Below are 14,474 nucleotides of genomic sequence, written 5' to 3'. Positions count from 1 at the left end.
TGGCGTGAAGGACCCGGCCTCGCGCGAGGCCGCGGTCGTGGAGGGGAGGCGGCGCAGTGCCACGGGGCTGCGTCGCTTTTTTTTCGCCGCTCGATGCGCGCATCGGACGTCATCGACATGCGGCGCCGCCAGCCGCGCATCGATCTCCCTGCCGAACCTACCCCGCGCGCGAAGCCACCGGCACCCCATCCACCCGCTGCCGGTCCTTCATGCGCAGGAACGGCCGTTCGATGAAGAAGCAGCTGATGCAGGCGGCCGCGAAGGCCTGGACGATGTTGAACGGAAAGGCCAGCGCATAGGCGAAGTCGTGGTTCAGGAAGAGCTGCTGCCAGAGGTACAGGCTGTACGAGATGGTGCCGATGAACACCGGGATCCGCTGCCTGCAGAGCCGGCTCAGCCAGAAGTCCTTGACGTGCACGATGCCCAGGATGATCACGGCCGCGAGCAGCGCATCGATGGTCTGGCCGTAGGTCACGTTCCAGGCGCCCTTGAGGATGGAGCCGATCGCGGGCGTCACAACGACGAACAGCACCACCGCCAGCGTGAGCAGGGCGTGGCGGTGGCGCCAGCGGGTCAGGGCGGCGGCGAACTGCTGCTGCCGCAGGGCCATCAGGCCGCCGATCAGCATCGGGTCCAGCCCGGTGTGCAGCATCATGGTCAGCTGGCCGCGCTGCGCGGGCGCCGCGAAGTAGAACAGGATCCGGACCAGCGGAATGGCCACGATCAGCGCCATCAGCAGGCGGTCGTCGCGCTGGCGCAGCAGGCAGATCAGGATCGGCGGCCAGATCCAATAGAACTGCTCCTCGAGCGCCAGGGTCCAGAAGTGCCCGAAGTACCACCCGCCCTGGCTGCCCTCGATGGGCGCGATGTGCAGCAGCGCGCCGTAGTTCCAGATGTGGGCTGCCGCCGTCAGGAACTCCCGCCAGTCGATGCGCATGAACCCGGCCATGGTCAGGCCGATGAGCACCAGGATGTAGAAGTAGGACGCGGGCCAGATGCGCAGCGTGCGGCGCCGGTAGAACGCGAGGTAGTCGATGCGGCCGCTGTTCGCGAATTCGCGCTGCAGCAGCCCGGTGATCAGGAAGCCGCTCAGCACGAAGAACAGCAGGATGCCCTGGTTGCCGTTCGCCAGCATCTTCAACGGGCTGAGCCAGCCGGTGTAGCCGCTCGGCGCGGTGTGCTCGGCATGGGTCAGCACCACCATCGCCACCGCGAAGCACCGGAGGCCCGTGATTTCGTCGATGCGGCTGGACATGGGGCGGGCTCTGGTGGGGGAGTGGATCGGGCCGCCGGAGTGTATCGATCGATGCGCGATGCAAGAAGACTTTTTAAAACAAAAGTTCTTCGGATGGGCCGGCGTGGGGTGGGGCGTGCGGGCGAACGACGGCCCGCCGAACCTCGCCTCGGTGGGGCCTCGCCGCCCGGCGCTGCCTCAGGCCTGGCGCCGCGCGATCACCTCCCGCAGCAGCGCGACGTACTCGGCCACGAAGCGCGCGGGCCGGAATTCCCTGGCGCGCGTGCGCGCGATCGACGACAGCGTGGCCCGGCGCACCGGGTCGGCCAGCAGCTGCTGCATGCGCTCGGCCAGCGCCGTCGGGTCGCCGTTGGGAAAGGTCAGGCCCGCGTCACCCACGCACTCGGCCAGGCCGCCCCGCGCCGACACGATCAGGCACTTGCCCGCGGCCATGAGCTCGATCGCCACGCCGCCCATGGGCTCGCACCAGACCGAGGGGATGATGCCGATGCCGCCGCGGCCCACCGCCGCCACCAGCGCGGCGCCGGATTGCCGGCCGGCGAACACCACCGCGTCCGCGAGTCCCAGTTCGGCCACCAGCTGCTCGATGGCGGGTCGGGCCGCGCCGTCGCCGATCAGCAGCAACCGCGGGCCCGGGCCGTGGCGCCGCAGCAGCTCGGCGAAGGCCCGCACCAGCACGTCCACGCCTTTTTCCTGGACCAGCCGGCCCATGTAGAAGAAGTCGAACTCGGGGTCGGGCGTGTCGGCGCCGGCGAACTGCTCGATGGGGAAGGGGTTGTAGATCTGCACCTGGCGCGGCAGCGGCAGCGCCTGCTGCATCCACTGCGTGATCGCCACGTGCCGGTCGACCGCGAGGTGCGCGACGGCGCGCCGCACGCCCAGCTTGAGCCCCTGGCGCAGCGCCGTGAGCCAGCCGCTGCGGCGCGCATGGAAGCGCACCGACGCGAGCGGCGTGAGCGGCGCGCCCGCGTTGTCGACCCAGCCCAGCCCGTCGATGCAGCCCACCTGGTAGCCCACGTGGACCCAGACGAAGGGCTTGCGCGCCAGCAGCACCCAGGGCTGCAGCGCCAGGCTGGCGCCGTTGAACAGCACCACGTCGGCCCAGCGCACGAGTTCGCGCTGCTGCGCGGGGCCGGGGCTGCGGAACACCTCGAAGCCGTAGTCCACGGGCGCGCCGGGGCCGGCCGGGCTCTGGGTGACGATCCGGCACGCGATGCCGCCGCTGGCGAGGAAGCCCTGCGCCAGCGCCATCGACACGGTTTCGACGCCGCCCACCGAGGGGTGGAAGGCATGGGAGTACAGCAGGACCTTCATGGCCGACGGTCGGGTGTCAGTAGCGCGTCTGGCTCAGCTCGGCAAAGAGCTCGCCGTAGATGCGGTAGCGCGTGGCGTGGATCTCGCCGGGATGGGTGGGCGAGTCGACCTGGGCGATCACGCCGCAGCCGGGTTCGTGCAGGTGCGAGCAGTTGTAGAACTTGCAGTCGTTGGCATGCGCGGCGATGTCGGGCATGAGCTTGGCGAGCTGCATGGGCTCGATGTGGTTGAGCCCGAATTCCTGGAAGCCCGGCGAGTCGATCAGGCCGGTGCGGCGCTCGGCGTCCACCCAGTACCAGGTGGTGCTGGTGGTGGTGTGCTTGCCCGAGTTGAGCGCGTAGGAGATCTCGTTGGTCAGCGCCGAGGCGCTGGGCACCAGCAGGTTGATCAGCGTGCTCTTGCCCGCGCCCGAAGGCCCGAGCACCAGCGTGCTCTTGCCGGCCAGCTGCTGCATCAGCAGCGCGCGGTCTTCGGCGCCGGTGGCAGTGAGCGCCAGCGACAGCACGCCCGGGTACATGCGCCGGTAGGGCTCGAGCCGCGCCCAGGCACGCTCGAAGGGCACGGCCAGGTCGCGCTTGTTGAGCGCGATGATCGGCGTGATGCGCTCGGCCTCGGCCGCGATCAGCGCGCGCGCCAGCTGGTGTTCGGAGAACTCGGGCTCCGCCGCGATCAGGATCAGCACCTGGTCGAGGTTGGCCGCGAAGGACTTGGTGCGGATCTCGTCCTGCCGGTAGAACAGGTTCCTGCGCTCGACCACCTTCTCGATCGTGCCCTCGTCCTCGCTGGCCTGCCACTTCACGCGGTCGCCGACCACGGCCTGGCTCTTCTTGCCGCGCGGATGGCAGATCCGGCGCTCGCCCTCGGGCGTCTCGACCAGGCAATGGCGGCCGTGGCTCGCGATCACCAGGCCGTCGTGCAGGGCGGCGGCGGGGGTCGCGGCGTGGGGGGCGGCCGTGGCGCTGCGTGGCTTAGCCACGGTCGAGGCTCATGCAGCCGCCAGCAGGGCGTCGGCCTGGGCCGCGCACTCGAAGTCGGTGGCCGAGATGCCACCCACGTCGTGGGTGTTGAAGCGCACCACGCAGCGGTTGTAGTGCACCGACAGGTCGGGGTGGTGGTCGAAGCGGTGCGCCACCAGGGCCAGCGCGTTCACGAAGGCGATGGTCTCGAAGTAGTTCGCGAAGGCATAGGTCTTCTCGATCGCCACCGCCGCGCCGTCACCGGTGAGCTTCCAGCCCTCGAGGCGGGCGAGGGCGCTGACGATCTCGGTGGCGCTCTGGGCACGCCGCGGCGGCGTGTTCTTCCAGTCCTTGATGTTGAGCATGCTGGTCATGGTGCGGGATCTCCGGAGAAGAAGGGCATCAGGCCGCGCCCATGCGCGCGAGGCGCTCCGAGGCCGGCGGGTGCGAATAGTAGAACTTGACGAACACCGGGTCGGGCGTGAGCGTCGACGCGTTGTCCTGGTAGAGCTTGAGCAGCGCGGCGGCCAGGTCGGCGCCGCTGGTCTGGGCCACCGCATAGGCGTCGGCCTCGAACTCGTGCTTGCGCGACATCCGGGCCGACAGCGGCGCCACGAAGAAGCCGAACACCGGCACCGCCAGCATGAACAGCAGCAGCGCCAGCGCGTCGTTGGGCGCGGCCATGTTGGGCTGTACGCCCAGGCCCGCATAGAACCACGACTGGCTCGACACCCAGCCCAGCAGCGCGAAGCCGGCCAGGCTCAGCGCGAACATCGTGACCATGCGCTTGACGATGTGGCGGTGCTTGAAGTGGCCCAGCTCGTGCGCCAGCACCGCCTCGACCTCGCCCGCGTTGAGCTGGCGCAGCAGCGTGTCGTAGAACACCACGCGCTTGCTGGCTCCGAAGCCGGTGAAGTAGGCGTTGGCGTGCGCGCTGCGGCGGCTGCCGTCCATCACGAACAGGCCCTTGGCCGCGAAGCCGCAGCGCTGCATCAGCGCCGTCACGCGGGCCTTGAGGCCGGCGTCGTCGAGCGGCTTGAACTTGTTGAACAGCGGCGCGATGAAGGTCGGGTAGACCAGCATCAGCAGCAGGTTGAAGGCGGTCCAGGCGGCCCAGGCCCAGAGCCACCAGCGCTCGCCGGCCGCGCCCATGAGCCAGAGGATCAGCGCCGCGATCGGCAGGCCGATGACCGCGCCCAGCAGCGTGCCCTTGAGCGCGTCGCCCAGCCAGAGCCTGAAGGTCATCTTGTTGAAGCCGAAGCGCTCTTCCAGCCTGAAGGTCTGCCACAGCGTGAAGGGCAGGTCGAGCAGCCCGCCGATCAGGGCGAAGGCCGCGAGCAGCGCCAATTGCTGCGCCATGCCGCCGCCGATCCACACTAGCAGCACCTTGTTGAGCAGGTCCAGGCCGCCCAGCAGCGTCCAGGCCAGCAGCAGCGCCGCGCCCCAGGCCATCTCGAGCAGGCCGAAGCGGGTCTTGGCGATGGTGTAGTCGGCCGCCTTCTGGTGGGCCGCGAGCGTCATGGTCTGGGCGAAGACGGCCGGCACCGCGTCGCGGTGGCGCGCCACGTGGCGGATCTGGCGCGTGGCGAGCCAGAACTTCACGGCGAGGCCGACGAGGAGTGCGGCGGCGAAGGCGCAGGTGAAGCCGAGTGCTTGTGACATGGGTCGCCGAGTTTAGCCCGCGGGTCGTGACGCCACGCGGTGCCCGTACACCATCGACGACAATCCGGCGATGTCCGAATCCACCGCTCCGACCCCCGCCGCACCCGTCCCCACGCTGAAGAAGAGCGACCAGAACCTGGTCTGGCTCGACTGCGAAATGAGCGGCCTCGACCCCGAGAAGGAACACCTGCTCGAAATCGCCGTGGTGATCACCGGCCCCGACCTCACGCCGCGCGTCGAAGGCCCGGTGCTGGTCATCCACCAGAGCGACGCCGTGCTCGACGCCATGGACGCCTGGAACAAGGGCACCCACGGCCGCAGCGGCCTGATCGACAAGGTCAAGGCCTCGACCATCGACGAAGCCGCCGCCGAGAAGCAGCTGCTCGAGTTCATCTCGCGCTACATCCCCAAGCAGGGCTCGCCCATGTGCGGCAACACCATCGGCCAGGACCGCCGCTTCCTGGTGAAGTACATGCCCAAGCTCGAGGCCTACTTCCACTACCGCAACCTCGACGTCAGCACCCTCAAGGAACTGGCCAAGCGCTGGAAGCCCGCGGCCTACACCAGCTTCAAGAAGCAGCAGGCCCACACGGCGCTGGCCGACGTGCACGAGTCCATCGAGGAACTGGCGCACTACCGCAGCACATTCCTTCGCCTGGAAGACTGATTGATTAGGTAAAAACCCCAGGGATGTGTCATAATCGGGGGCTTCGCTGCACAGTGCAGCGTTTCTCGCATCTCCCTATCTTGCACACCGCGCCCGATGAACGGGCCGCAGCCAAGGCAGACCTCCGGTCGTAGTTCTTGCTGAATGTCGTTGGATGGTTGATGTTTTTAACCACCCGACGGGGCGCCGCCTACGGCAGCGCTCGCGTATGAGCTATCTACATGACCGACGCTTACATCCAAGCGCAGGGCGATTCCGCGCCTGTGCAATCCGCTGACGACTTCGCTGTTGTCATTGAATCCAACACCGCTGACGTGCAGGTGCTGCACGACGTGGCCGAGACCGCCGAGCCGACCGACACCGTCGCAGCCGCTGCGGTGAACGAAGCCGAAGAAGCGCCCAAGCTGCCCAACGGCTTCGTGCGCCTCGGCCTGGCCGCCGAACTCGTCGCCGCCGTGGCCGACCTCGGCTTCGACCAGCCCACCGCCGTGCAGGACAAGGTCATCCCCCTGGCCCTGAGCAGCTCGGAAGAGGGCAATGCCCGCTTCATCGACCTGATGGTCTCGAGCCAGACCGGCAGCGGCAAGACCGCCGCCTTCCTGCTGCCCGTGCTGCACACCCTGCTCAAGCAGGAAGCCGAAGCCGAAGCCATCGCCAAGGCCGAATTCAAGCGCCTGTCCGACGAGGCCGCCGCCCGTGGCGAAGCGCCCCCGAAGAAGGCCAAGCGCAAGGACCCGACCAACACCCGCAACTTCAAGGCCGCCACCCCCGGCGCCCTGATCCTGTGCCCGACGCGCGAACTCGCGCAGCAGGTCGCGCACGACGCCATCGACCTGGTCAAGCATTGCCGCGGCCTGCGCGTGGCCAGCGTGGTGGGCGGCATGCCCTACCAGCTGCAGATCGCCAAGCTGCAGAACGCCAACCTCGTGGTCGCCACCCCCGGCCGCCTGCTCGACCTGCAACGCTCGATGCAGATCAAGCTCGACCAGGTGCAGTTCCTGGTCGTCGACGAAGCCGACCGCATGCTCGACCTGGGCTTCTCGGACGACCTGGCCGAAGTCAACCAGCTCACCGTGGCGCGCAAGCAGACCATGATGTTCAGCGCCACCTTCGCGCCCCGCATCCAGCAACTGGCCACCCGCGTGATGCGCCAGCCGCAGAAGGTGCAGATCGATTCGCCGCAAGAGAAGCACGCCAACATCAAGCAGGTGCTGTTCTGGGCCGACAACGTCCAGCACAAGCGCAAGATGCTCGACCACTGGCTGCGTGACACCACCATCAACCAGGCCATCGTGTTCGCCAGCACCCAGGTCGAGTGCGACGGCCTCGCCAACGACCTGCAGCAAGACGGCTTCAGCGCCGTGGCGCTGCACGGTGCCCTGAGCCAGGGCCTGCGCAACCGCCGCCTGATGGCGCTGCGCCAGGGCCAGGTGCAGATCCTGGTGGCCACCGACGTCGCCGCCCGCGGCATCGACGTGCCCACGATCACCCACGTCTTCAACTTCGGCCTGCCGATGAAGGCCGAGGATTACACCCACCGCATCGGCCGTACCGGTCGTGCCGGCCGCGACGGCATCGCCGTGACCTTTGCCGAGTTCCGCGATCGCCGCAAGATCATGGACATCGAGCATTACAGCCACCAGCAGTTCAAGGCCGAGACCATCCCCGGCCTCGAACCCCAGCAGCGCATGCCGCAATCGCGTCCGCAAGGCGACTTCGCCGGCCGCGGCCGCGACAACCACTCGCGTGGTGGCGAACGCCGCTTCGGCGGTGGTGCCGGTGCCGGCCCGCGTGGCAACTTCGGCGGCGGCGGCAACTTCGGTGGCGGCAACGACCGCGGCGGCAACGAGCGCAGCTATGCCGGCGCCAGCAGCTTCAACGACCGCGGCCCGCGCGGCGCGGCACCGGGTGCCCGTCCGCACCATGGCCACAACGCCGGTTTCGGCGGCGGCCGTGACGAGGGCGGCGGTGGCTACGGCCGCAAGCCGGGCTGGGGCGACAGCGCTCCGCGCGGTGCCGGCGGCCCCTCGCGTGGCGAAGGCTTCGCACCGCGCAACGAAGGTTTTGCCCCCCGCGGCGAGAACTTCGCTCCCCGTGGCGCAGGCGGCGGCGGCAAAGTGTTTGTTCCGCGCGACGCAGCCAAGCGCGCATTCAAGCCCAGCCGCTAATTAATTAGTATTCAATTTCAGGCATTTAAAGGCCGATCAATCGCTCGCTGAGCGATTGATCGGCCTTTTTTATTGCTTTCGATTTACTTTTCTGGACCCGGGGTTTCACCGTCTTGCGGAATGGCATAAATGGGGGATGCGTGCCGATTCTGGACTGATACACTCCCCTCGCCACCGTTAACAATCGTCAAAATGGCGAGTTATTTGGTGTTTCCTCGCCGTATTCCTCTGTTTCGACTTGATCGACAGATGAATTCGTGCAGTTTTCAATTGCGCCCGGCACGCTTTGCGCACCGGGTTCCCCCAGTCCTCACAGAGCGGAAAACTCGATGACAAACTTCACGCAATCGGCACGCGCCAAGTTCCTGGTTTCGGCCGTAGCCCTTCTCGGTCTGGCTGCATGTGGCGGCGGCGGTGGTGGCGGCGGCAGCGGTACAGGCTCGGAAATCTCCGTCAACGGCACGACCGCTCGCGGCGCTGCGCTGGCCAATGCGACCGTCGACATGACCTGCGCCAATGGCGCCCGTGTCACGAGTACTTCCGATGCCAACGGCGCATTTGCCAGCAGCCGCGTTGCTCTGACCTACCCCTGCATCGGCACCGCCAAGGCCGGCACGCTCACCTACCGCGGCATTCTGTTCGGCGGCAACATCTCGAACTTCACGCCCCTGACCGACCTGCTGGTCGAGACCGTGCTCGCTGCTTCCGCAAGCGGCAGCACTGGCCTGACCCTGGACCAGTTCATCGCCAAGATCCGCTCGGACAGCACCTTCGCCGCGAACGTGAGCTCGTCCACCACTGTCGCCACGTACCGCGCTTCGGTGCTCAAGGTGGTCAAGGACCAACTCGTCGGCTCGGGCCTGACCAGTGCGCAAGCCGATGCCATCATCGCCGCCGCCGGCAACTTCGACTCCACCTCCTTCGCCATCGGCTCGCCGCTGGACAAGGTGCTCGACAACACCGCATCGGTGCTGCAAAACGCTGACGGCAGCTTGAAGGCCGCGATCCTGGCGATCGCAAAGGCTGCCGGCGACCTGCTGCCGACCCCGGGTTCGGGCGGCACGGGCGGTACGGGTGGTACCGGCGGCACCGGCGGCACCGGTGGCACCGGAGGCTGATCGCGCACCGTACCCGCAATCGCCAGTCCTAGCCGCCGCCCTCGCGCTGCTCGGTCTGGCGGGCGCGGCGGCGGTGCCCCCAGCCCACGCACAAATTGCACCGTCGCTCAACGCGAGCGGTGCGACCGGTTTGTCGGTCACCCCCACGGCACAGCTGCTGCCCTGGGGAAGTGCGTCGCTGGGCTATGACAATGAAGTGGTAGGCGGTCCGATCACGAACCGCTACGGCACCAGTGGCCACAACTTGGTCGCGGGCTTCGGCCTGCTGCCCAATCTGGAGATCTCCGGCCGCATTGCGAGCAGCAACTTCAACACGAACTGCTACACCGCCAACTGCGGCATCCGCGACCTCTCCTTCAATTTCAAGGCCGGCGCACAGATCGACCGCGACGGCCGCTGGAAGATCGCAGCCGGCGGCACCGACGTCGGCGGAGAGACCGGCAATTTCCGCTCGCTGTATGGCGTGCTCACGTACACGCCCGTCGACCCGCTCGACCTGACCGTGGGCTATGCGCGCCGCGGCACCGCGCGCAACGTCAGCACGCCGCTCGACGGCCCCTTCGCCAGCGCGGCCTACCGTCCCTTGCCCTGGCTGCAGACGCACATCGAATACGTCGACAGCCAGGCCTGGGCCGGCGCCCGCGTCTACGCACCCTCGGAATGGCTGCCGGCCGGTTGGTCGGCCCACGTGGGTGCCAACGTGCGCTTGCGCGGCGACGAGCGCACCGCGCGCAGTTGGTTGAGCGTCGGCCTCAACGTGCCTCTGTACAAGGTGCCCGACAGCCGCCCCGCCGCCGTGTCGACCATCACCACCACGACGACCACGGCCACCGTGTTCCCGTCTTCGTCGACGCCGCCGGCCCCGCCGGCCGAGCGCAAGGCCTTCTCGCAGGACGGCCTGCGCGTGTCCGACGTGCCCTTGCAGCCGGACCTGTCGCCGCCCAACGTGAGCCCGCGCCCGCCGGCGTCGGCATTGCTCAGCGTGGCGCCCACCGCTTCGGAAGAGACCCGCGCCATGGTGGCGGCCAACGCCGCCGCCGCATCGGCGCCCCCGCCGCCCGCGCCAGTGACCGACGAACAACTCGTCGCACTGGGCGAGGCGCTGCGCGCCAAGGGCTTCGAGGACATCCGCGTGGGCCGCGCGCCCGACGGCGCTGTCGCCGTGCGCGTGAACAACGCCAGCTACAACGTCAACACGGCCGACGGCCTGGGCGTGGCGCTGGGCGTGATCGCACGCAACCTTGCGGCGCAACGCGCGGGCTACCGCTTGGTGCTGATGCAGCGCCAGCTCGACATCGTGGGCGTGACCGGCCAGGCCGACTGCCTGGCGCAATGGATTGCGCTCGGCCCGGCGCGCTGCACCGCGGGCCAGCTCTACACCCCCGGCACCACCGCGATCAACGCACTGCTGGCCGACGCCAGCTGGGTCGTCGACGGGCGCTCGCCCAGCTGGGCCACGCCGCGCATCATCCTGCAACCGGTGCTGCGAAGTGCTGTTGCCAGCGAGTACGGGGTGTTCGACCATTCGCTGGCCCTGCGTGCCATGCTGCAGCAACCGCTGTGGTCTGGCGCCTGGGCCGAGGTGGCTGGCAACACGCCGATCCACGACTCCGACGACTACAAGCAGGGCCAGGTCTTCGGCAACAGCCGCTTCGTGAACCAGACCGACCGCTACATGGTCCATCAGATGTTCCGCCTGCCAGTGGAACGTTTGTTCGGCAAGGACAACGCCGAGACGGCCGCGCTGTGGGGCGCCAACGCGCTGACGGGCCATGTGGCCGCTGGCCGCATCGATGCCAACTACCGTGGCACCTATGGCGAAGTTCGCTGGGAACCGGGCGAAGGACGTCATCGGCTGCATGCCGAAGCAGGGCGCTTCGAACGCATTCAGTTCTACGACGCCAACCTGCCGATCCATTCGCGAACCGCGCTGGCCAGCTACCGCTACGCCTACACACCCACGCGCACCTACGCAGAGGTGACGGCAGGGCAGTTCCTCTACAACGACCGCGGTGTGCGCTTTGGCATCAAGCAGTGGTTCGACGACGTCGCGATCACGCTTTATGTGCGGCGCACCAAGTTTGAGTGGGCTGCTGCGTCACGTACGTCGGCGGGTATCGAACTGTCGATTCCGCTCACCCCACGCAAGGACATGTCGCCGACCTACCCGGTGCAGGTGACTGGAAATCCGAGGTGGTCGTATGGCATTGAAACCGTCATACGCGAGGGTTCCAATGTGCTGAGTACCAATCAAGGCGTGGGTGCTAATGTCTCCATGCTGGATCGGACGTTCAACTTCGATCGCGCGGGCTTGAATTACTTTGAGGACAACATGCCGAGAATTAGAAGTGCTGCGCGGTATTAAATATAAGAATGACCGAAATAAAATTGGCCACATACCTCATGAATTTTTTAAAGAGGAATTTTGATTGATGGGGGTCAGGGCAGTCCTCTATTCCCTCTCTGAATACTCGAAAAACAGACCAGGCCTTCGCTTGGTTTTGGGAAATATCGGGTGGTTGTTCTTTGAGAAGATATTCCGAATGATCGGGGGTCTTGTCATTGGCGTTTGGATTGCACGGCACCTTGGACCTGATAATTTTGGAAAGCTAAATTACGCAACTGCTTTTGCCGGGCTATTCTCTGTGATTGCCACGCTTGGATTGAATAGCATTGTAGTTCGCGATCTCATAAATTTTCAAAATGATAAAGATGAAATTCTCGGAACTGCATTTGCCTTGCAGGTGATCTCGGGAATTTTTTCTTTGCTCCTAATGGTTGCGGCTATTCATTTTGTTCGCCCAGATGATACCCTCGGGATATGGATGGTGATGATAATTGGAGGCGGACAAGTACTTAGAGCCGGTGATGTTATTCGATATTGGTTCGAAGCGCGCAGCACTTTGCGTAACTCTGTTCTTGTTGACAATGGCGCCTTCATTTTAACGAGCATCCTAAAAATCCTTCTTCTTCTATCCGATGCGAATTTGCTTGCTTTTGTCTGGGTTGGATTAGTCGAATCGGCGTTGATGACCTTAGGGCTTTTCTCGATATATGGCCGATCTGGATCTTCGTTCAGATCTTGGACGTGGACAATCAAGCAGGCAAAAAAATTACTTCATGCGAGTTGGCCTTTAATTCTTTCTGGATTGGCGGTCACTGTTTACATGCGGATCGACCAAATAATGCTTGGGCAAATTGTTGGGGATGAGGCCGTTGGAGTGTTTTCTGCGGCAACCCGTTTGAGTGAAGTTTTCTATTTTATTCCGATCGTAATTTCGGCTGCAGTATTTCCGTCTATTATTAAGGCGAAAAAAATTGGAGAAAAAGAGTTTCTCGATCGTCTGCAGAAGTTTTTTAACGCGTTAACCATTGTTGCTATTTCAATCGCGCTCCCTCTGAGCCTCCTATCGAAGCAGATCGTGTCTGCTTTCTACGGTGCGGAATATTCTGATGCATCCGCCATTTTTGGAATCCATATTTGGGCCTGTGTATTTGTCTTTTTAGGGGTTTCAGGAAGCAGATGGTTTCTGGCAGAAAATTTGCAGAGACTCAGTTTCTATCGAACGCTGGCAGGCGCTGTGCTAAACGTCGCGCTAAATTTTGTTTTGATTCCTCGATTTGGGGCGTTGGGGGCAGCGGTTGCAACCGTCATCTCACAAGCGATGGCGTGCTTCTTTTTCAATGCGTTTATAAAAAGGACGCGAGTTCTATTTTGGATGCAATGCAAAAGCCTCGTTTCATTTCTTCCGCCTTGGCAAAGTCGTTGGCGGCATTGAGTGAGTGACGGTTTTTGAATTTCGGGGAGTAGCGTGAGAACAGATCGTCCGTTAGCCATTGTGGTTATTGCCTATAATAGGGTTGCAAGTTTGCAGCGCCTGATTTCAAGTCTTTTGAAAGCGGAATATAAGGTCGGCAATGTTCCGTTGATTATAAGCATTGATAAAAGTGGCGATGATGCAGTGGAGCGATGCGCCAAAGATGTCGTTTGGCCATATGGCGAGAAATCGATTATTTGCCATCAAGAACGACTAGGACTCAAAAAACATGTTCTTGCTTGCGGCGATCTTACGAAGCAGTATGAAAATATTTGCGTGCTTGAAGATGACCTGTACGTGTCTCCGTATTTCTACGAGTATGGCTTGCAAATGCTTGACGTATATGGTGGAGAGCGCAAAATTGCCGGGATATCGCTTTACTCTCATCAATGGAATCCCTACGTTGATCGGCCGTTCTCTGCTATAGATGACGGATGCGACATCTTTGCGCTTCAAATTGCATCATCTTGGGGGCAGATATGGAGTAGGGGGAGTTGGCGAGAATTTGTGGATTGGCTTGATGGGGTAGACGAAAGCGAGTTGCACTCTGACTCATTTCCTAGCGAAGTGGCTAATTGGTCGGCCAAATCCTGGCTCAAATATCACAACAAATATTTGGTGGAGACTGGGAAATACTTTCTCTATCCGAAAGTTTCACTAACTACAAATTTCTCTGACGTAGGCGAGCATGCTTTCGGATCTTCTGCTTATCAGGTCCCCCTACTAATGGGAGAAATAAGAGACTATCGCAGATCTGAGAAATTTGAAGATATCTCTAGGTACGATGCGTTCTTTGAGAATGAAGCGTTGCCGCGTTTCTTGGGATTGCCGAGCGAAATGGTTGATGTTTCGTTGTATGGAAACAAAATCCCAACGAAAAAGTATTTGTTGACTGATGAATCTCATCCTTACGCTGTAGTGAAATCCTTCTCACGTAATTTTCGGCCTATGGATTTGAATGTAATTTTGGGTATCGCTGGAAACGATATTTTTCTATACGATCGCTCACGCGTTGGAGAATTTCGTAAAATGGAAAATCGCCTCATGGCGAGAAAATATCTTTATGAGGTTCGCTCATCGGCAAAGTATCTGATGCTTATCTCGGCGCTATCTTTGTATATTGCGGCGATAAGAAGAAAAATATTCAAAAAATGAAATTTTTTCTTAGATGTCTTTACATTGTCTGGATTCGATTCCGGTGCGATTCTAGAATTTCTTTGACGGCCAGGATTAATTTCTCAACTGAGTTGGAGGGTAAAAATACCCTTCACCGTGGAGTTGTGGCATCACAGTCTCGCATAGGGTACGCATCTTATATCGGAGAATTTAGCGTATTGCCAAATGTTGAGATTGGGCGATTTTGTTCCATTTCGAGCAATGTTGAGGTCCTTCCTTATCGTCATCCTTCGGAAATATTTGCGTCTACACACCCTGCATTTTTTTCCACCCTAAAGCAGGCTGGATTTAGCTATGTAGAAAAGCAACTATTTACTGAAGCCCTAACCGTAGGCAGTCA

11 protein-coding genes are annotated in these 14,474 nt (G+C 62.9%); 6 read left to right on the top strand and 5 right to left on the bottom strand.

What is annotated here, in order from left to right; translation table 11 throughout:
* Positions 1 to 157: 157 nt before the first annotated feature.
* The 5 genes from QTI20_RS20290 to QTI20_RS20270 all read right to left on the bottom strand — a co-directional run bounded on the left by QTI20_RS20290 (position 158) and on the right by QTI20_RS20270 (position 5,187).
* Positions 158 to 1,255, bottom strand: a complete 1,098-nt coding sequence (locus QTI20_RS20290; RefSeq protein ID WP_286554748.1) for an acyltransferase family protein — start codon at positions 1,253 to 1,255, stop codon at positions 158 to 160.
* A 177-nt stretch (positions 1,256 to 1,432) separates the two neighbouring features.
* Complete coding sequence (locus QTI20_RS20285) at positions 1,433 to 2,569, bottom strand: glycosyltransferase family 4 protein (protein ID WP_286554750.1); 1,137 nt, start codon at positions 2,567 to 2,569, stop codon at positions 1,433 to 1,435.
* A gap of 16 nt (positions 2,570 to 2,585) precedes the next feature.
* A complete protein-coding gene (rsgA, locus tag QTI20_RS20280; protein WP_286554752.1) occupies positions 2,586 to 3,545 on the bottom strand; it encodes a ribosome small subunit-dependent GTPase A in 960 nt (319 codons plus the stop codon).
* Positions 3,546 to 3,554: 9 nt separating this feature from the next.
* Complete coding sequence (locus QTI20_RS20275; protein ID WP_286554754.1) at positions 3,555 to 3,899, bottom strand: 4a-hydroxytetrahydrobiopterin dehydratase; 345 nt, start codon at positions 3,897 to 3,899, stop codon at positions 3,555 to 3,557.
* A gap of 28 nt (positions 3,900 to 3,927) precedes the next feature.
* Entirely contained in the window at positions 3,928 to 5,187 is a 1,260-nt protein-coding gene (locus QTI20_RS20270; RefSeq protein WP_286554756.1) for a M48 family metallopeptidase, read from the bottom strand.
* Between the two features lie 70 nt (positions 5,188 to 5,257).
* Between QTI20_RS20270 and orn the strand changes: the two genes are divergently transcribed.
* The 6 genes from orn to QTI20_RS20240 all read left to right on the top strand — a co-directional run bounded on the left by orn (position 5,258) and on the right by QTI20_RS20240 (position 14,113).
* On the top strand, positions 5,258 to 5,854 hold the full coding sequence (orn, locus tag QTI20_RS20265; RefSeq protein WP_286554758.1) for an oligoribonuclease: 597 nt from the start codon (positions 5,258 to 5,260) through the stop codon (positions 5,852 to 5,854).
* Positions 5,855 to 6,075: 221 nt separating this feature from the next.
* A complete protein-coding gene (locus QTI20_RS20260; protein ID WP_286554759.1) occupies positions 6,076 to 8,022 on the top strand; it encodes a DEAD/DEAH box helicase in 1,947 nt (648 codons plus the stop codon).
* 329 nt (positions 8,023 to 8,351) lie between these two features.
* A complete protein-coding gene (locus QTI20_RS20255; RefSeq protein WP_286554760.1) occupies positions 8,352 to 9,140 on the top strand; it encodes a hypothetical protein in 789 nt (262 codons plus the stop codon).
* A complete protein-coding gene (locus QTI20_RS20250; RefSeq protein WP_353621766.1) occupies positions 9,097 to 11,505 on the top strand; it encodes a YjbH domain-containing protein in 2,409 nt (802 codons plus the stop codon). Before QTI20_RS20255 ends, QTI20_RS20250 begins: the two co-directional genes overlap by 44 nt.
* Positions 11,506 to 11,572: 67 nt before the next feature.
* The gene (locus QTI20_RS20245; protein ID WP_286554836.1) at positions 11,573 to 12,919 is read left to right on the top strand and encodes a flippase; all 1,347 of its coding nucleotides are present in this window, start codon (positions 11,573 to 11,575) and stop codon (positions 12,917 to 12,919) included.
* Positions 12,920 to 12,952: 33 nt separating this feature from the next.
* Entirely contained in the window at positions 12,953 to 14,113 is a 1,161-nt protein-coding gene (locus tag QTI20_RS20240; RefSeq protein ID WP_286554762.1) for a glycosyltransferase, read from the top strand.
* The last annotated feature ends 361 nt before the right edge of the window (positions 14,114 to 14,474 follow it).

The sequence above is a fragment of the Variovorax sp. J2P1-31 genome (assembly GCF_030317215.1).
Taxonomy (GTDB): domain Bacteria; phylum Pseudomonadota; class Gammaproteobacteria; order Burkholderiales; family Burkholderiaceae_C; genus Variovorax.
Note: the sequence above shows the minus strand (reverse complement) of the source record. Positions and strands in the feature narration are given on the sequence as shown.

Excerpts from the sequence above, each read along its gene's own strand:
- QTI20_RS20270 (WP_286554756.1), bottom strand. The coding sequence starts at position 5,187 with ATGTCACAAGCACTCGGCTTCACCTGCGCCTTCGCCGCCGCACTCCTC.
- orn (WP_286554758.1), top strand. The coding sequence starts at position 5,258 with ATGTCCGAATCCACCGCTCCGACCCCCGCCGCACCCGTCCCCACGCTG.
- QTI20_RS20285 (WP_286554750.1), bottom strand. The coding sequence starts at position 2,569 with ATGAAGGTCCTGCTGTACTCCCATGCCTTCCACCCCTCGGTGGGCGGC.
- QTI20_RS20275 (WP_286554754.1), bottom strand. The coding sequence starts at position 3,899 with ATGACCAGCATGCTCAACATCAAGGACTGGAAGAACACGCCGCCGCGG.
- QTI20_RS20260 (WP_286554759.1), top strand. The coding sequence starts at position 6,076 with ATGACCGACGCTTACATCCAAGCGCAGGGCGATTCCGCGCCTGTGCAA.
- QTI20_RS20255 (WP_286554760.1), top strand. The coding sequence starts at position 8,352 with ATGACAAACTTCACGCAATCGGCACGCGCCAAGTTCCTGGTTTCGGCC.
- QTI20_RS20290 (WP_286554748.1), bottom strand. The coding sequence starts at position 1,255 with ATGTCCAGCCGCATCGACGAAATCACGGGCCTCCGGTGCTTCGCGGTG.
- QTI20_RS20245 (WP_286554836.1), top strand. The coding sequence starts at position 11,573 with ATGGGGGTCAGGGCAGTCCTCTATTCCCTCTCTGAATACTCGAAAAAC.